The following is a 17,939-nucleotide window of genomic DNA, read 5'->3' as shown; positions in this document are numbered from 1 at the left end:
CGCATGAAGGGGTTGGGATTGGGGGCCGACCCAGCCGGCCCCCGCGTCGCGTCAGTCGCCGTAGGTGGCGAAATCGACCTCGTCCCAGACCTCCGTCTGGACGATGGCGGCGATCTCCTCCGGGGTCTCGACCCCTTGGAGCAGCCCTTCCCACTTGCCGATCAGCTCTTCGAACCGGGCAACCCGCTCGGCGGCGTCATCAAGGCCGAACCGCTCGGCGGCGAGGCTCGCCGCGGTGTCGGCATCGGCTTCGGCGAAGACGTTGCTGGCCTCGAGGAAGGCCGGATCGGGCTCGATGAAGTCGATGCCGGCCTCTTCGGCGGCTTGGCGAGCCTCCTTGGGCATCTCGACGGCCCAGCGGTTCGTGAACACCGCGTTCAGCCGGTTCGCCGCACGCGCCAGCGCAGCCCGCTCGTCAGGCGACAGCGAAGACCATGCACTGTCCGACACCGTGAAATCCGACGTGGCGTGGTAGGTGCCCAGCGGGATCATCGTGACCGCGTCGGCAAGCTCCACCAGGCGAAAGGACAGAAGATCGGCGATCGACGCGATCGAGCCGTCGATGACGCCCTGGCTCATGGATTCGAACTGGTCGTTCACGCTGATGCTGGCAGGCACGGCGCCGAAATTCTCGGCCCAGCGCGAGAAGGGCGCACCGCCCGACCGCAGGCGCATCCCCTTGAGGTCTTCTTGCGTCTTGACCGGCTTGTTGGTCAGCAGCGCGTAAACGTCGGACGAGCCCGAGCCGAGGTAGGCGACGCCGAACTCCGACAGCTCCTCCTGGCAGGTTTCGCAGGTCACCATGTACTCGGTCATCGCCGCGGCCATGACCTGCGGGTCGCGACCCTGAAGGGCAAGCTCGCCCGCAAGCGCCATGTTCGGCAGCTCGGCCGGGAAGTAGAGCGGCAGCATGTTCCCCACCTCGACGAGGTCGCTCTGCAGCGCGTCCTTCATCTGGCCCAGCGTGACGACCTCGGTCCCCAGCAGCGTCGCACCCAGCGCGCCGTCGGATTCCTCGGACAGGACTTCGTCCAGCATCGCGTAGAGGTGACTCTGCGATGGGTGCGCCGGCGGCGCCCCGGATGCGGCACGCAGGTCCCGGGCCTCGGCTCCGTAGGGCGTCGCAAGTGCCAGCACCATCGCGGTGGCGGCGGTGGTCAGTAGCGTCTTCATTGTTCTCTCTCCTCCCTTGGTTCGTGTGCGCGCACGCGCCGCGCAGTCAAATTTTCAGCAGACGGCGCGCGTTCTCCTTCAGCACCATCGGACGAACCTCGTCCTTGATGTCGATCTTTTCGAAATCGGACAGCCAGCGGTCGGGCGTGATCGCCGGCCAGTCCGACCCGAACAGCATCTTCTTCTTCAGAAGGCTGTTCGTGTACTTGACCAGGATTTCCGGGAAATACTTCGGCGACCAGCCGGACAGGTCGATATAGACGTTCGGCTTGTGTGTCGCGACGGCCAGCGCCTCTTCCTGCCACGGAAAGGCCGGGTGCGCGGCGATGATCGGCATGTCCGGGAAATCGGCGGCCACGTCGTCGAGGTAGATCGGGTTCGAGAACTTCAGCCGCATGTTCATGCCGCCCCGCATCCCCGCGCCGACGCCCGTCTGACCGGTGTGGAAGAGCGTGATCGCCCCCTCCTCGGCGATGGCCTCGTAAAGCGGATAGGCTTGGCGGTCGTTGGGATAGAAGCCCTGCATCGTGGGGTGGAACTTGAAGCCCTTGACCCCGAACTCGCGCACCAGCCGCCGGGCCTCGCGCGCGCCACGCTTGCCCTTGGCAGGGTCGATGGACGCAAAGGGGATCAGGATGTCCGAATTCTCGGCCGCAAGCTTGGCGACGTCCTCGTTGTCGTAACGGTGAAAGCCGGTCTCGCGCTCGGAATCGACCGGGAAGATCACCGCGCCGATCTTGCGCTCGCGGTAGTAGTTGGCCGTGTCCTGGACCGAGGGCAGCATGCCATCCGCCCCGGCCGGGTTCTTGAAGTACTTGGCCATCCCGGCCTGGAACTCGTCGTAGCCGTCCACGCGGGGGCTGCAGCAAGGCTCTTCGGCATGGGTGTGGATGTCGATGGCGACCAGATCGTCGACGTTCATGGCGTTCCTTCCAATCCGAGGAATTTGCGAAGAAGGCGGGTCAGCTCGTCCGCCTCTGCGGGCGTCAGGCGGTCCGTCTCCTGGTGGATATACCCAAGGAACACGCGCGCGTTCTCGGACACGAACCGCTCGCCCTCGTCGGTCAGGTGCAGGTGCACGGTGCGGCGGTTGTCCTCGGGGATGGTGCGCGCCACCAGCCCCCGCCCCTCGTAGAGGCGGATCAGCTTGGTCATGTGCGCGCGCTTGATCATCAGCCGTTCGGCCAGGGCGCCCTGCCGGACGCCGGGGTTGAGGTGGATGACATAGAGGATCGAGAACTCGCCCGGCTTCATGTCGTAGCGCGAGAGGGCGCGGTAGAACATCTCGAAGATTTCGATCTGGCTCAGCCGCAGGAGAAAGCCCAGCGACTGCCCGATCTGCCCGAGCTCGAGCGATCCCACCTCGTCGGGCACGCCGGCGGCCTGATCCTGGGTGGCTGTCGCGGTCATTGCCCGGGCCGCGCAACCTTGGCGGCGCGCTTGTCGAGGAAGGCGCGCAGGCGCTCTTCGGCTTCGGGCGAGGTGGCCGTCATGGCCGAGACGAAGCTCTCCACGAACAGGCCGTCGCCGCGCGCCATGTCGGCGATGCGCGGCAGGGCGTTCAGGATGGCATAGTTCGACATCTCGGCATTGCCGGCCGCCTTCTTCGCCAGCTCGACCGCCTTCGCGCGGGCCTCGCCCTCGGGCACGACGTACTGGCAGAGGTTCCACGCCTCGGCCTGCGCCGCGCCGACGGAGCGCCCGGTCAGCATCATGTCTGTCATTCGCGCAACACCCATCAGGCGGGCCACGCGCACCGAGCCGCCGCCGCCCACGAAGATGCCGCGCGTCCCCTCGGGCAGCGCGAAGAACGCGCTTTCATCGGCCACGCGCACATGAGTCGCCGCCGCAAGCTCTAGCCCGCCGCCGACGACCGCACCGTGAAGCGCGGAAAAGACCGGGATCGCACCATGCTCGAGCTTTTCAAAGACCGCGTGCCAGCGACGCGAGTGGTGCACGCCCTCGATCGGGCTGCGCTCGGCGTGCTCGGCCAGGTCGAGGCCGGCGCTGAAATGCTCGCCCGCACCGCAGATCACGACTGCCCGGCTGTTCCGCTGCGCAGCCTCGACGGCATCCGCCAGTGCTTCGATCAGCGTGTCGCTGAGCGCGTTGCGCTTCTGGGGACGGTTCAGGGTCAGGATCGCGACGTCGCCGTCGGTCTCGACCCGCAGCGGTGTCTCCGCGGTTTCGCCCATTCTCAGCCTCTCTCAATCTTCTCCGTTGATTTTGTATGAGCATACTGTTTTCGTGTAAACAGTTTATGCGGATCATGGGGAGGAGCCGGTGAACGATATGAAAGAGCGCGTGCGCGAGGTGAAGGTGTGGACGCCCGACCTCGAGTGGGAGGAGCGCGAAGACGGCAGTTGGCTGATCCACCGGCGCGATCCGCTGGGCGATTATCCCGACCGGCTGACCGACATGATCGACCGTTGGGCCGACCGTACCCCGGACCGTATCTGGATGGCCGAGCGCGACGGCGACGGCTGGCGGCGCGTCAGCTACGGCCAGATGCGCGACACCGTCCGTCGCATCGCGGCTTGGCTTCTGCGCAAGGACCTGTCGCCCGAGCGTCCTCTGGCGATCCTGTCCGGCAACTCGATCGAGCACGCACTGATCGCGCTTGCGGGGCAATACGTGGGCATCCCCACGGCCGCCGTCTCGCCCGCGTATTCGCTGATCGCGTCCGATTTCGGCAAGCTCCGCTCGATTGCCCGGCAGATCACGCCAGGCGCGGTCTTCGTCGACGACGCTGAAGCCTTCGCCCCGGCCATCGACGCGACCCTTGGCGAGGATGTCGCCGTGATCGCCCTGTCGGGCACCCTGTCCGGCCGCACCGTCCACACCTGGTCCGAGCTTTGCCAGGCCCACGTCACCCCGGACGTCGACCGCGCCCACGAAGCCGTCGGGCCGGATACCGTCGCCAAGTTCCTCTTCACCTCCGGCACCACCGGCAGCCCCAAGGCGGTGATCCAGACCAACCGGATGCTCTGTGCCAATCAGGCGATGGTCCTCGACTGCTATGCCTACATGACCGAGCAACCCCCGGTTCTGGTCGACTGGGCGCCGTGGAACCACACGGCGAGTGGGAACAAGGCGTTCAACATCGCCCTGTGGAACGGCGGCACCTACTATATCGATGGCGGCAAGCCCTCGCCCAAGGCCATCGGCGAAACGGTGCGCAACCTTCGCGAAATCTCTCCCACCTGGTATTTCAACGTCCCCGCTGGGTTCGAGGCGCTCGTCCAGGAGATGGAAAGCGACACCGTGCTCCGCGAGAGCTTCTTCCGCGATCTGAAGCTGATGATGTACGCGGGTGCCGGCATGGCCGCGCACACGTGGCGGCGGCTTGAAGAGATGGCGGTCGAGACGGTCGGCCATCGCATCCTGATGACGACCGGCCTCGGCTCGACCGAAACCGCGCCCTTCGCGCTTTACTGCACCGATCCGCAGGAAAGGCCGGGCAATGTCGGCATCCCGGCCGCCGGCGTGATCCTGAAGCTCGTTCCCCATGGAGAGAAGTTCGAGGCGCGGCTGAAAGGCCCGAACGTGACGCCGGGCTATTGGCGCGCGCCAAAGCTGTCCGAGGAGGCCTTCGACGAGGAAGGCTTCTACAAGCTGGGCGACGCCCTGCGCTTTGCCGAACCCGGCAACCCGGCCGCGGGCTTCTTCTTCGACGGGCGCATCGCCGAGAACTTCAAGCTGCGCACCGGCACCTGGGTCGCCGTCGGGCCGCTGCGGGCGCAGCTCATCGACCAGATGGCGGGCCTTGCCAAGGACGTGGTGATCGTGGGCGAGGACCAGGAGGCGCTCGCCGCCCTGCTGATCCCGAACCTCGACGCGATGCAGGCGCTGGCACCTGAGGCAGATCGCGACGGCCTGCCCCATCACCCGAAGGTGGTGGCGGCCTTGCGGCAGCGGCTGGCCGAGCACGGGGCGCAATCGACCGGATCAGCCACCCGCGTCACCCGCGCGATGGTCCTGACCGAACCGCTGAGCCTTGAGCGGGGCGAGGTCACCGACAAGGGCTCAGTCAACCAGCGGGCCGTCCTCGCCCAACGGGCGGATCTGGCGAAGGCAGTCTACGAGGATCGCGACGATGTGGTGACACCGCACCAGGGGGTTCTTGCATGAAGATCGAAGACGCAGGCGCATTGGTCACGGGCGGCGGGTCCGGACTTGGCGCAGCAACGGCGCGGATGCTTGCCGCTGCGGGCGCGCGGGTTGTGGTGTTCGACCGCGACGGCGACACCGCCCGCGCCGTGGCCGACGAGATCGGCGGTATTGCGGCTGTGGGCGACGTCTCGGTCGAGGCGGACGCGCAGGCGGCCGTCGACGCGGCCCGCAACCTGCGGATCTGCGTGAACTGCGCCGGGATCGGCCCGGCGGCGCGAATGGTCGGGCGCGACGGTCCGCAACCGCTTGAGGCGTTCGAGGCCGCGATCCGCGTGAACCTGATCGGCACCTTCAACGTCATGCGTCTCGCCGCGCACCGGATGCAGGCGAACGACCCGGACGACGATGCGCAGCGCGGGGTCATCGTGAACACCGCCTCGGTCGCCGCCTTCGATGGCCAGATCGGGCAGGCTGCCTATGCCGCGTCGAAAGGCGGCATCGTCGCCATGACCCTGCCCTTGGCCCGCGAGCTGGCCAGGACCGGCATCCGGGTGAACACGCTCGCGCCCGGCATCTTCCGCACGCCCCTTCTGGACGAATTGCCCGAAGAGGCGCGGCAGAGCCTCGGCGCACAGGTCCCCAACCCCTCGCGCCTCGGCGATCCGGCGGAATTCGCGCGCGCCGTCCGCTTCTGCATCGAGACCGGCTACCTCAACGCCGAAACGATCCGCCTTGACGGCGGCATCCGGATGCAGCCGCGCTGATGTCGGACGATCAGGTCAGGCGGACCCTCGCGCTGCTGGAGCGCACGCCGGGTGCCAAGGATGTGGACCCCGAGACTGCTGCGGCAATTCTCGAAGCCGCGCGTGCCTTGGCGGATGATGCCTTCGCCCCCTACGGCGCGCGGGCGGATCGCGAGGGGGCGCGGATGCAGGACGGGCGCGTGCGCCTGCCTCCGGGCAGCCGAGAGCTGTGGCGCGCCTATGCCGAGAGCGGCTGGCTGGGCCTCGACCTGCCCGAGCGCTACGGCGGATCGGAGCTGCCCCTTGTGCTACAGGCGGCGATGCTGCCGCTGTTCGAGCGCCACGCCACCGCGTTCATGATGGGCCCCGGCGCCGCACGGGCAGCGGCGCACCTTCTGGCCGCGCGTGCAGGTGCCGCGCTTTCGGACGAGTGGGTCCCGAAGCTCGTCGCCGGAGAGTGGGGCGCGACCATCTGCATCTCGGAACCCGGCGCGGGGTCGGATGTCGGCCGGCTCTGCACCCGGGCTCAGCAGCAGGGCGGGACGTGGCGCATCACGGGCGAGAAGATCTGGATCTCCTTCGGGGATCACGACGCCGTCGACCGGATCGGTCATTGCCTGCTGGCCCGGACCGAGGAAGTGCCCGGCACCCGCGGGCTGTCTCTGTTCCTGGTGCCCGACCGGATCGGGGCTGCCCGCAACGGCGTCACCGTCACGCGGATCGAGGACAAGCTGGGGATGCATGCCTCCCCCACCTGCGCGATGAGCTTCGAGGGCGCCCAAGGCTGGCTGATCGGCGAGCGCGGCCGCGGCCTGGCACAGCTGTTCCACATGATCGAGCTGATGCGCCTGCAGACCGGGTGCCAAGGATTGGGCCTTGCCACGATGGCGACGGAGTGCGCAGAGGCTTACGCCGCCGAGCGTCTGCAAGGGGGTCCGCCCGACGCGCCGCCGGTTCCTATTTCACATCATGCCGGGGTCGCCGCGCGCCTGGCTCGAATGCGCGCGCGGACCGAGATCCTCCGTGCCGCATCGCTCGAGATTGCCTGCGCGGTCGAGGCCGGCCGAGGCGGCGGTCGCGCGGCACAGGCATTCGGCGGCTGGATGCTGCCGATGTTCAAGAGCTTCGGCGGCGAGGCCGGATTCGAGGTAGCCGATGCAGCGATCCAGACCCTTGGGGGCGCAGGCTACACTCGCGACCGGCCGGTCGAGCGGGCGCTGCGGGACGCGCGCGTTCTTACGATCTACGAAGGGACGACAGACATCCAAGCGCTGACTCTGCTCACCCGGATGCTGTGGGCGGACCGCAGTGGGCTGGATGCGTTCCTCGCCCGCGTGGAAACCTGCGACGGCTTGCACGCGGACGTGGCGCGAACCGCGGCGCGAGAGCTGGCCGACCTATCGCACGCCCTGGCGGAGCGAAAGGGCGACACCGCGGCGCTGGCCTGCGCAGAGCCCTACATGCGGCAGGCTTGGTGCGCCGTCTCGGCCTGGCTCGCTGATCGGATCGATCCCGACGAGGCCGCGCCGTTCCTCGCGGATCTACCCGAGCGCATGGCCCTCAATCGAGCGCGCTGCATGGTGTGACAGCAAGGCCCTTTCGCTGGCAGCAAGGGCGAGGTCGCGTCGCGCGCGGTCCCGGGTGGCGCACCTGATCCGGGGCTAACTGCTAGCCGCCAGCGACCCGCTTGGGTGCCGTCTTCGGCAGGCCTCCTCGCTCTGCCGCCGTGTCAAAGGAGGAAGTCCCGCGGATATCCTGCGGGATCGAACGGATCTTCGTCGCGCTCCAAACCTGGTGATAGAAGCAGAGCCGCGGGCGTCGGCGGCGCCACAGGCTCGACAACTGCAAACCCTCGGCCTCAACCGCGCGATGGAGCTCGTCCCCTCGCGCTGCCTGACCGGATAAACTCGTTCTTTGTCGCTTGGACCCGAAAGCCCGGCGCCTTTGTCGCGGCCCGTCTCACACGCACCGACGCCAGCCTTGGCGCATCGACCACAGTCCTCAGCCCGGGACGCTTTCGACGCAATAGTGTGCTCCAGATCCACGGATCGAAGAAGATCAAAGACTGACTGCTGATCCTCACGCAAAAGACACGGCGCGCCTTGGTCAGTCGGGGAGTCAGCCGCCTCTGCGCGCAAAGGGGACGCGCCCTCGGCCTCAAACGAACTGCCGCTATGCGTGGACCAATCTCTTCCGAGCCGCCTGCCCTGCCCCGGGCGACCGGCGCCGCGCTCGTCGTGCCCTCCCGCCAAAACAGGTGCTACGAGCAACCACCTCGCCGCGATCGCCGGGCACCTTGCCTGGCGCAAGCCACCGTCGTCGCAGATCCACGCCGGCTGGCAGACTCGTCGTGCCCCCGCGAGCATCACCTGCTGGCGCCAACCCCCGCAGGAACCACCTCGCAGCCCGCGTCTTCGACAGCCACGACGTTTTCGGCATCGCCTGCTGAGTCGCGGGGGAATGCGCATATCGCACTCTCCGAGCTGCTCGCCTCAATCGCGTCCCGTGACGGGTTTAGGCGATTAGGCCCTCGCCTTGGCTGGTGCCGATCCACCGCGGACTTGAGACCCGCGCAGGCCAGATGTGCCGCCGGGGATCACGGTCCAGCATTGGAACACCCGCCGCTGGGCACGTTCTCGTCCGCCTTCATCTGAAGGGCTCGGGGAACTCGCGGATATCCGCAATGAACTCGAAGCGTCGTTTTCGAGGTTGAGGGGTAGCAAGACCCCCGACCCCAGCTGTCCTGCCCAGCTCGCCACCTTCTCAACCTAGGATCACCCGCGCGGTGTGCGGAAGGCGAACGCGCCTACCGCCGCGGCACCGAGGGCGACGGCAAAGCTGCCGAGTGCGAAGAGGCCAAAGGCCGTGACTGCACCGCCCGGCAGGCCGAGGGGCAGCGCGCCCGTCACCAGCCACAGCCCGATCGTTGCGGCAAAGATCGCCGCCATAGCCAAGGCAGCTCCGGCGATGCCCAGTCTCGCGCCCCGTACGCGGGCCTTCAGCGCGCGGCGCAGCGACGCCACCGACTGCCCGATGTCCCCCTGGATCGCAAGGAGCGCGGGGACGACCACCAGCACGAGAACCATTCCGAAGCCCAGGCCATAGACCAGCGTGATGACCGTCGGCTTGAGGAACTGCGCCTGGCTCGACCGTTCGTAGAGCAGCGGCGCGAGGCCGAGCACGGTGGTCAGCGTCGTCAGCAGGACCGGGCGCAGGCGGTCGCAGGCAGCGTCGATGATGGCCCGGCGCGGGGGGCGCGTTCCCGCATATTCGTCGCTCGTGGTCACGAGCACGATCGAGTCGTTGATGATGATGCCGGTCATGCCGATCAATCCCACGACCGAGAACATCGAGAGCGGCACGTCCCAGATGTAGTGGCCCCAGATCGCGCCGACGAGGCCGAAGGGGATCGTCGCCATGATGACCATCGGGCGGGTCCAGCTGGCGAAGATCCAGGCCAGCGTCAGGTAAATGCCCAGGAGGCAGAACATGAACCCGATCAGCGCGTCGTTCAGGAACTCGTTCTCCTGCTCGGAGAGACCCGAGAGCTCCCAGTTGACGCCGAACCGCTCCTGCACGTCGGGCAGGATGCGTTCTTGCATGATCGTCATGATCTCGGCCGCGCGGGCGGCGTCGTCGCTGTCGAGGTCGCCGGTCACGGTGACCTCGCGGACGCCGTTCTCGCGCCGGATGGTGGAGAACCCCTCGCGCACCTCGACCGTCACGATGTCGCGCAGCATGGCCCAGCCGCCGTCGGGCGTGGGCAGCACGACGCGGTCGAGGTAATCGGCGGTGAACTCTTCCTGCGGCAGCTCGACCCGGATCGCGGCCGAGCGGGTGCCGTCGGGATAGGTCGCGGCCTCGATCCCCTCGAGCCGGTCGCGCAGCGTCGCGCCGATCGCGCCGATGGTGAAGCCAAGCGCCTCGCCCTGCGGGGTCAGGTCGAGGACGAATTCCTGCGTGTCGTAGGCAAGGTTGTCTTCCAGCGCCGAGACTTCGCCAAAGCCCGCAAGTTCAGCCTTCAGGGCCTCGGCGGCATCTTTCAGCACCTGAGTCTCGGCGCCCGACAGGCGCACGTCGATGGCATCGCCGCCGGGGCCGGACCGCCAGCCGCGAAAGGACAACTCCTGCAGTTGGGGGTGGCGATCGACCGCGTCCTGCAGGGCAGCCACGAATTCAAACGAGGAATAGGAGCGCAGGTCCGGGTCGATCAGCTCGATCGAGATGGCGCCAAGCTGGTCGGCGTCGAGATTGTCGGTTCCTGAAAGCGCGCGCCCGGCATTGCCGCCGATCTCGGCCAAAGCGTAGGTGACGGGGTCGGCGCCGTATTCGTCGGCATATTGCGCGCGCAGGTCTTCGATCGAACCCTGGATCAGGGCGAGCTGCTCCATCGTGTCCGCGCGCGTGGCGCTGGCCTGCATCGCGAAGTTGCCGGTCACCGAGCCCTGCTCGGGCGAATCGAAGAAGCGCCATTGGACGGCGCCCGAGATGAACAGCACCGCCTGAAAGCACAAAAGCAGCACCGCCCCCGCCAGCACCGGATAGCGCGCCAGCACCACGAGGTGCATCATCGGGCGGAACAGCCGCTCGCGGACCCAGGTGAAGCCCCGGTTCACCACGCGCGACGGGGCGTCGTACCAATGCCGCTCGCCCGTATGCGCGAGGGCGTGCGACAGGTGGTTGGGCAGGATCAGGAAGCATTCGACCAGCGACGCCGCGAGCACCACGATCACGGTAAACGGGATGTCCGAGATCAGCGCCCCGAATACGCCGCCGATGGCGGTCAGCCCGAAGAAGGCGATCACGGTGGTGATCGTGGCCGAGAAGACCGGTGCGAACATGCGCTGCGCCGCGGTTTCCGCCGCGGTGACGGGCCCCTCGCCCAGCCGGCGGGCGCGGAAGTCGGCGTGCTCGCCCACGACGATGGCGTCGTCCACCACGATGCCCAGCGTGATGATGAGCGCGAAGAGCGACATCATGTTCAGCGTCAGCCCGGCGGCGTACATCAGCGCGATCGCGGCCGTCATCGCCACGGGGATGCCGGCCGCGACCCAGAAGGCGATGCGGGCGTTCAGGAACAGGAACAGCAGCGCCACGACGAGGGCGAGCCCGACCGCCCCGTTGTCGAGCAGCAGGTCGAGCCGCGCCGATATCTCCTCGGCCCGGCCACGGATCAGGTCGAAGCGGACGCCCTGCGGCAGGCTCGGGCTCATCTGCGCCACGACCTCTTCGACGCGCGCCTGGATGTCGAGCGCGTCGCCCTGTTCGCTGCGCTGGACCTGGATCGAGACAGCGGGATTTTCGCCCACGTAGTAGGCGCGCTCGCGATCCGGGCCTTCGACGACGATTCGGGCGACGTCGCCCACGGTCAGCGGCGCCCCGCCCGCGTTCGATCGCAGGACCACGTCGGCGATGTCGGCGGCACTGCGGCTTTCCTGCCCGGCGCGAACGCGGGCGGTGCCGGCGACCTCGCCCGCCGGCGAGGCGTCGGCCGCCGCCCCGATGGCGTCGGCGATCTCGGCCAGGGTCAGGTCGTACTGGACGAGGGCCATCGACGGCACCTCGACCAGTGTCTCGGGCGCGGCGATGCCTTGGGTGGTCGTGCGGGTGACGCCGGCGGCGAAAAGCTGGATGACGAAGTCGTCGGCGATGCGGCCAAGCTGGTCCACGCCCACGGGGCCGGTGATGACCACATCCGTCACCCGGTCGCGCCAGCCGCCCCACGACACCTCGGGGTCCTCGGCCGAGTCGGGCAGCGTCGAGATGCCGTCGACGGCCGCTTCGACGTCGTCGGCCGCGATGGCCATGTCGTAGCCCGGCTCGAACTCGATCTCGAACGAGGCGCGGCCTTCGGTGGAACGCGCCTCGATCCCGGCGACGCCCTCGACGCCGAGCAGGACGGGTTCGAGAACGCCGACGATGGCGGTGTCCACCGCCTCGGCCCCTGCCCCGGACCACGTTACGCTGACGTCGATCTCGTCCGAGATCACGTCGGGGAAGAACTGCGCCCGCATCCGCGGCACCGAGGCGAGGCCCAGCGCCAGCAGGATCACCAGAAGCAGGTTCGCGGCGGTGCGGTGGCGGGCGAAGTACCCGATCAGGCCCCCGATCATCCGTCCCGCGCCTCGCCGTTTTCAAGCCGCTCGATCATGCGGGCGGGCACCTGCGGCTGGTTCAGGGCCGCCAGCACGCGCTGCTTGGCGGCGTCTGGCATCCGGGCGTTGTCCTCGACCATCGCGATCAGGGCGGCGCGACGCTCTGGCGACAGGTCGATCATCTCTTCCCCGGCCTCTGCGGTGTCCTCGGGTTCCTCCTGGACCTGGCGCAGCGGACGGACCTTGATGCCGGTGCCCAGAAGGGGCGAGCGTTCGGCCACGACCTCGCGCCCTTCAAGGCCATCGGCCCTGACGAGGACGGTGTCGCCCTGCGCGCGAAGACGCTCGACCTCGGCCAGCTCCAGCCGGCTCTCGTCATCCAGGACGAGCACCGTGTCCGAGGCATCCACGGCGGCGGCAGGCAGGCGGGCGACGTTCCGCAGCTCGGGCTCGGTCACGCGGATGCGGGCGAAGTCGCCAGGACGGAAGCCGCGCGGTTGTTCGAGCTGCGCGAAGAGGCGGCGGCCGGTCTCGCCCTCGGCCACGGCGGCGGCCTCGCGGGTGATCGTCGCGGGCGAGGTCAGGGTGTAGCCGCCGACCTCGAGGCTGACGGTCGCCTGGTCGGTGGCAAGCTCGCCATCCTCGTTCAGAAGGCGCACGTAATCGGGGGTCGAGACGCGGAACGCGATTTCCAGGCGATCGGGATCGATCAGCGTGGCGAGCTGCTCGTTGCTGGATACCAGCCCGCCTTCGGTCACGGTCAGATCGGACAGGGTGCCGGCGAAAGCGGCGGTCACGCGCGTCTCCGAAAGAGTGCGCTGCGCTTCGTCCACCGCGATCTCGGCCCGCGACAGGGCGGTGCGGGCCTGCGCCACCCGCGCCTCGGCCGAGCGTTGCGAGGTGCGGGCCGACAGCACCTGCTGCGCGGCAGACGAGGCGCTGAGTTGCGCTTCTTCAAGCACCGCCTCGGTGACGACGCCGCGATCCACGAGGTCCTGCTGCCGCGCGAGTGCCCGGTTGCGCAGGTCGGCCTGCTGGCGCGCGGCGGCGACGTCGTCGCCCGCGATCTCGACCGCGGCCTCGGCATCCATCAACTCGGCTTCGGCATCGGCGAGATCGGCCTCGGCCAGCGACAGCGCGACCTCGGCATCGGTGGGATCGATCGCGAACAGGAGCTGCCCTTCGCGCACGTGACCGCCGTCTTCCACGCCCTCGCCCAGTTCGACCACGCGGCCGGCCGCCGGGGCGCGCAGGGCGAGCGTGCGACGCGCCTGGATCTCGCCGAAGCTGGTCAGTTCGGGCGCGACGGTTTCAAGCGCGACGGTCACGACGTTGGCGGCATAGACCTGCTCCTGCCCCGGTCGCTGGCCCGGTTCGCGCGCCGCACGCTCTTGCAACGCATTGCGCAGCGTCCCGCCCGCGACGGCCAGAAAGCCCACGGTCAGGGAAAGCAGGAAGAGCCCGGTGAGGGCTCGGGTGAAAAATCTCATGCGTCGTAGGCTCCCGATCCGTGCCCGTATAGACCGCCGCGAAGGCAGCACAAAGCGCACATCCGTCACTCTTACGGGAGCATGGCCGCCATTCCGTCGCTATCTTTCAGGAGTCGCGCGGCCTACTTGCGGCGCCGGTGCTCGTCCAGCCGGGGCAGGATCTCGATGAAGTTGCAGGGACGGTGGCGGTAGTCGAGCTGCCATTTCAGAATCTCGTCCCAAGCATCGTTGCAGGCCCCGGTCGAGCCGGGCAGCGCGAAGAGGTACGTGCCGTTCCTGACCCCGCCTGTCGCGCGGCTTTGCACGGCGGAGGTGCCGATTTTCTGCATCGAAACGTGAGTGAAGACGATCGAGAACGCCTCGATCTCTTTCTCGTAGACGTCGCGATGCGCCTCGACCGTCACGTCGCGCCCCGTCAACCCGGTGCCGCCGGTCGAGATCACCACGTCCACCGCGCCGCCGTCGCACCACTCGCGCAGCTTGGCGGCGATCATCTCGCGGTCGTCCGTCACGATTGCACGGGCCGCCAGGGCGTGCCCGGCCTCTTGCAGCCGCGCGACGAGGGTGTCGCCCGAGCGGTCGTCATCCGGCCCGCGCGTGTCGCTGACCGTGAGGATGGCGATGCGGGCGGGGATGAAGTCGCGGGTGTCGTCGATCCGGCTCATGAGGCCTCGGGAGTTGGGTCCGGGGTGCGCGCCCCCGGACCGGGTGTCACAGCGCGTCGAAGTCGGAGGCCGCGTGGCGTTCGCGCAGCAGGCCCTCGCCGTCGCGGTTCACGCGCTTGCCGCGCTGGACGGCGGGGCGGGCGTCGATTTCCTTCGCCCAGCGAATCACGTGGTCGTATTCGTGGACGCTGAGGAATTCGCCCGCGTCATAGGCCTCGCCGAAGACCATGCGGCCGTACCACGGGAAGGTGGCCATGTCGGCAATCGTGTAGTCGTCGCCGGCAAGGAACTGGTGGTCGGCCAGGTGGCGGTTCAGCACGTCGAGCTGGCGCTTGGCCTCCATCGCGAAGCGGTTGATGGGGTATTCCATCGGCTCGGGCGCGTAGGCGTAGAAGTGGCCGAACCCGCCGCCAAGGTAAGGCGCCGAACCCTGCAACCAGAACAGCCAAGACAGCATCTCGGGCCGGTTTGAGCCAAGGAAGGCGTCGTGACGCTCGGCCAGGTGCATCAGGATCGCGGCGGATTCGAAGACGCGGACGGGCGTGGCGCCGGTGTGGTCCATCAGAGCCGGGATCTTGGAGTTCGGGTTCACCTCCACGAAGCCCGACCCGAACTGGTCGCCCTTGGTAATGTCGATGAACCACGCATCGTATTCGGCTGGGAAACCGGCCTTGAGCAGTTCCTCGAAGAGGATCGTGACCTTCTGCCCGTTCGGCGTTCCCATGGAATAAAGCTGATACGGGTGGTCGCCCTTCGGCAGGTCCTTGTCATGGGTCGGGCCGGCGATGGGTCGGTTCAGGCTGGCCCACTTGCCGCCCGATTCCGCGTCCCAGGTCCAGACCTTGGGGGGCGTGTAATCGCTCATTCTCTGCCTCTCTGTGTCGGTCGCGCGAAGGGTAGCACGGCTCAGAGGTCGAACCAGACCGGATCGGGGCCAAGGTTGCGCCACCGGGTCGCCCCCAGCGTCCCTCCCTGCCCCCAGCAGTCGTGGATATGCCCGAACACGCAGAGCCGCGGCTTGATCCGCAGCATCGCCTCTTTCAAGGCGGGCGAGCCGAGATGTCCGAGGCCCTCGTGGTTGTCGCCGAGACCCGCGGGCGGGGAATGCAGGATCAGGATATCGGCGGCTTCCACACCGGCGAGGGCATCGCGTGCTTGGTCCTCGGTCAGGTCCCAGCTTTTCCAGGGCAAGGGCGGCAGGGGCGGGATGCCCCCACCGAGGCCCGCGATCATCAGCCCGCCGCGCATGGTGCTGGTGCCGTGCAGGATCTCGGCCTCGGTCGCGGCTTGCAAGGCGCGGAGGCTTTCATTGTTGCCGGGCACGCAGATCATCTTGTCCGCAATCGGGAAAAGGCGCGCCATGTAGGCCTCCAGCCCCTCGTGCTGGTTGGCGAAGTCACCGGCGGCGATCACGAGGTCCGCCGCCCCGGCGGCAGACAGCAGCGCGTCGGCCGCCGAGGTCGAAAGGTGCATGTCAGAGATGGCAAGGATCTTCATCTAGCGGTTCTCGTTCCTGCTTCAAAGGCGAGCCTTGAGGGACAGAAGGTCGGCCCAGGCGTCGCGCTTGGCGGCCGTGTTGCGCAGCAGGTAGGCCGGGTGCGTCATCGGCAAGGCCGGACGACCCAGCGCCTCGGACCAGATGCCGCGCATCCTGAGGATGCCGCGCCGGTTCAGAAGCGCCATGGCCGAGATGTTGCCCATCACCACGAGGAAATCGGGGTCGGCCAGCTCGATATGGCGGTGGAGGAACGGGCGCATCATCGCGATCTCCTCGTCCGAGGGGTCGCGGTTGCGCGGCGGCCGCCACGGCAGGACGTTGGTGATGTAAAGCGACCCGTCCTGCCGGGACAGGCCGATGGCGGCGAACATCCGGTCGAGAAACTGCCCGGCCCGGCCGACGAAAGGCTTGCCCTGCAGGTCCTCGTCGCGGCCCGGCGCTTCGCCCACGATCATCACGCGCGCGGACGGGTCGCCGTCGCAGAACACGAGGTTGCGCGCGCCCCGCTTCAGTTCGCACCTCTCGAAGGCGGCCATCGCGGCGCGCAGACCGTCGAGCGAACTGGCGGCGCGGGCGGCGGCTTCGGCCTCGGCCACGTGGTCGGGCTCGGGCACCGGCGGAGGACCGGGCCGGGGCAAGGGTGCGGTAGGTTCGGGGGCAGCCGCGCGCGCCTCGGCGGCGGCCTCGTAGCGGTTCACCGGCGCGTCGAGGATCGCCTCGTCCGCGCCAAGCTCTACCTGCCAGTCAAGCGCGGCGAGGGCCGCTTGATATTCGTCGAGGTCGAGCATGGGCCGACCCTAGCGAATTGCCGTCGTCAGGAGAAGCCGGCGCGGTTTTCGCCGCCTTTCACGTTGCGGCCGCTCCCGCGGAGGTTCTCGGCGCTTTCGTTCGTGCCGGCGTACTGGCCCGAGGGGCGGAACCGCCACAGGTAGTCCGGCAGCACCGCCTCGGTCGAGGTCGGGTGCATACCGAGGTCGGCGAAGGTCTTCACCCCCTCGCCCACGATGTTGTCCTGGCCGAGGTTCCGCACCTGGTCGAGCGTCAGCGGCGGCTTTACGAGGCCGAAGGTGATCGTGCTCAGACCGTCGAACCCGCTTCCCATGAGCTTGGCGATAGGCATGGGCATGTTCACGATCAGGGCGCGCCGCTTGATGATGGCCAGCATCTCGCGCATCCACCCGTCAAAGGTCGAGACGTCGGGGCCGCCAAGCTCGTAGATGCCCGGTTCGGCCTTGCCCAGCACCCCCATCTGGATCGCGGCCGCCACGTCGTCGACATAGACCGGCTGCAGCTTCGTCTTGCCTCCGACGAGGGGCAGGACCCGACCCATCCGGGCCATGCCGGCGAAACGATTGAAGAACTCGTCCTCGTGGCCGAAGATCAGCGAGGGGCGCACGATCATCGCGTCGGGGAAGGCGTCGAGAACGGCCTTCTCGCCCAGCGCCTTGGTGCGCGCATATTGCGACGGCGCGTTCTCATCCGCCCCGATGGCCGAGACCTGCACCAGCCGCTCGACGCCGGCTTCCTTCGCCAAGCGAGCGATTCGGGCGGCGCCTTCCTGCTGAAGCGCCTGGAAGGTCTGCTTGCCGCCTTCGGCGAGAATTCCGACGCAGTTCACCACCGCGTCAGAACCACGAACGGTGGCGCGCACGCTCTCGTCATCGCGGATGTTGCAGAACACGGGCTCGACCTGCCCCACAACGCCGTAGGTGCGCACGAAGGGCGAATCGTTCGGGCGGCGGCAGGCACAGCGAACGCGCCAGCCTTCCTTGGCCATGCGGCGGGCGACATAGCGGCCGACGAACCCCGTTCCGCCGAAGATGGTGACAAGCTTCATGGGACGATCTCCCGCGCGTTTCAGGTCGGCTCCGGGTGTAGGCCGGAGCCTCTGACGAGACAAGCGCCAAACCCTTAGAAAGGGTTCCGATTCCCGTTGACACCCCCGCGCGTCACCTTTAGATCGCCTCCTCACGACACCTGCCCAGGTGGCGGAATGGTAGACGCGCCAGCTTCAGGTGCTGGTGTCCGTATGGACGTGGAGGTTCGAGTCCTCTCCTGGGCACCACTACTTCTGTTAAGCCGTTGTTACGCCTCAGCTTTATCTCTGGATCAGGCGTCCACGCCCCCTTTTTTCGACCACATACTTGAGGCCGTCCGGTGTG

The 17,939-nt window shown here is 68.1% G+C and carries 14 protein-coding genes and 1 tRNA gene; 4 read left to right on the top strand and 11 right to left on the bottom strand.

Annotation, left to right across the window (positions count from 1 at the left end):
* Nucleotides 1-51: 51 nt before the first annotated feature.
* Genes dctP through ACFDS3_RS08610 form a run of 4 tightly spaced genes read right to left on the bottom strand, consistent with a single transcriptional unit; the run spans nt 52 to nt 3,368 of the window.
* A complete protein-coding gene (dctP, locus tag ACFDS3_RS08625) occupies nt 52-1,173 on the bottom strand; it encodes a TRAP transporter substrate-binding protein DctP (protein WP_375261947.1) in 1,122 nt (373 codons plus the stop codon).
* Between the two features lie 46 nt (nt 1,174-1,219).
* The gene (locus ACFDS3_RS08620; RefSeq protein ID WP_375261946.1) at nt 1,220-2,095 is read right to left on the bottom strand and encodes an amidohydrolase family protein; all 876 of its coding nucleotides are present in this window, start codon (nt 2,093-2,095) and stop codon (nt 1,220-1,222) included.
* Nucleotides 2,092-2,583 carry a MarR family winged helix-turn-helix transcriptional regulator gene (locus ACFDS3_RS08615; protein ID WP_375261945.1) on the bottom strand — a complete coding sequence of 164 codons (492 nt, stop codon included), beginning with the start codon at nt 2,581-2,583 and terminating at the stop codon, nt 2,092-2,094. Before ACFDS3_RS08615 ends, ACFDS3_RS08620 begins: the two co-directional genes overlap by 4 nt.
* Nucleotides 2,580-3,368, bottom strand: coding sequence for a crotonase/enoyl-CoA hydratase family protein (locus ACFDS3_RS08610; protein ID WP_375261944.1), 789 nt, complete (start codon nt 3,366-3,368; stop codon nt 2,580-2,582). Before ACFDS3_RS08610 ends, ACFDS3_RS08615 begins: the two co-directional genes overlap by 4 nt.
* A 97-nt stretch (nt 3,369-3,465) precedes the next feature.
* Between ACFDS3_RS08610 and ACFDS3_RS08605 the strand changes: the two genes are divergently transcribed.
* The 3 genes from ACFDS3_RS08605 to ACFDS3_RS08595 are packed head-to-tail and all read left to right on the top strand — an operon-like array spanning nt 3,466 to nt 7,615.
* Nucleotides 3,466-5,304, top strand: a complete 1,839-nt coding sequence (locus ACFDS3_RS08605; RefSeq protein ID WP_375261972.1) for a feruloyl-CoA synthase — start codon at nt 3,466-3,468, stop codon at nt 5,302-5,304.
* Complete coding sequence (locus ACFDS3_RS08600; protein WP_375261943.1) at nt 5,301-6,050, top strand: SDR family NAD(P)-dependent oxidoreductase; 750 nt, start codon at nt 5,301-5,303, stop codon at nt 6,048-6,050. Before ACFDS3_RS08605 ends, ACFDS3_RS08600 begins: the two co-directional genes overlap by 4 nt.
* Nucleotides 6,050-7,615, top strand: a complete 1,566-nt coding sequence (locus ACFDS3_RS08595; protein ID WP_375261942.1) for an acyl-CoA dehydrogenase family protein — start codon at nt 6,050-6,052, stop codon at nt 7,613-7,615. The genes ACFDS3_RS08600 and ACFDS3_RS08595 overlap by 1 nt, the downstream gene beginning before the upstream one ends.
* 1,188 nt (nt 7,616-8,803) lie before the next feature.
* Here the strand turns inward: ACFDS3_RS08595 and ACFDS3_RS08590 are convergent.
* The 7 genes from ACFDS3_RS08590 to ACFDS3_RS08560 form a co-directional block, all read right to left on the bottom strand.
* Nucleotides 8,804-12,142 carry an efflux RND transporter permease subunit gene (locus tag ACFDS3_RS08590; protein ID WP_375261941.1) on the bottom strand — a complete coding sequence of 1,113 codons (3,339 nt, stop codon included), beginning with the start codon at nt 12,140-12,142 and terminating at the stop codon, nt 8,804-8,806.
* Nucleotides 12,139-13,614, bottom strand: a complete 1,476-nt coding sequence (locus ACFDS3_RS08585) for an efflux RND transporter periplasmic adaptor subunit (protein ID WP_375261940.1) — start codon at nt 13,612-13,614, stop codon at nt 12,139-12,141. The genes ACFDS3_RS08590 and ACFDS3_RS08585 overlap by 4 nt, the downstream gene beginning before the upstream one ends.
* Nucleotides 13,615-13,736: 122 nt before the next feature.
* Nucleotides 13,737-14,279, bottom strand: a complete 543-nt coding sequence (moaB, locus tag ACFDS3_RS08580) for a molybdenum cofactor biosynthesis protein B (RefSeq protein WP_375261939.1) — start codon at nt 14,277-14,279, stop codon at nt 13,737-13,739.
* A 46-nt stretch (nt 14,280-14,325) separates the two neighbouring features.
* Nucleotides 14,326-15,144 carry a glutathione-dependent disulfide-bond oxidoreductase gene (gene yghU / locus ACFDS3_RS08575; protein WP_375261938.1) on the bottom strand — a complete coding sequence of 273 codons (819 nt, stop codon included), beginning with the start codon at nt 15,142-15,144 and terminating at the stop codon, nt 14,326-14,328.
* A 41-nt stretch (nt 15,145-15,185) separates the two neighbouring features.
* Nucleotides 15,186-15,776: a metallophosphoesterase gene (locus ACFDS3_RS08570; RefSeq protein ID WP_375261937.1), complete on the bottom strand. Its 591-nt coding sequence runs from the start codon at nt 15,774-15,776 to the stop codon at nt 15,186-15,188.
* Between the two features lie 21 nt (nt 15,777-15,797).
* The gene (locus tag ACFDS3_RS08565) at nt 15,798-16,565 is read right to left on the bottom strand and encodes a uracil-DNA glycosylase family protein (RefSeq protein WP_375261936.1); all 768 of its coding nucleotides are present in this window, start codon (nt 16,563-16,565) and stop codon (nt 15,798-15,800) included.
* Between the two features lie 26 nt (nt 16,566-16,591).
* A complete protein-coding gene (locus ACFDS3_RS08560) occupies nt 16,592-17,614 on the bottom strand; it encodes a complex I NDUFA9 subunit family protein (protein WP_375261935.1) in 1,023 nt (340 codons plus the stop codon).
* Between the two features lie 142 nt (nt 17,615-17,756).
* Between ACFDS3_RS08560 and ACFDS3_RS08555 the strand changes: the two genes are divergently transcribed.
* Nucleotides 17,757-17,842 (top strand) — tRNA-Leu (locus tag ACFDS3_RS08555).
* The last annotated feature ends 97 nt before the right edge of the window (nt 17,843-17,939 follow it).

Origin of the sequence: Palleronia sp. (genome assembly GCF_042089775.1) — a bacterium.
Lineage (GTDB): Bacteria > Pseudomonadota > Alphaproteobacteria > Rhodobacterales > Rhodobacteraceae > Palleronia.
This window is presented reverse-complemented; position numbering and strand designations above follow the sequence as displayed.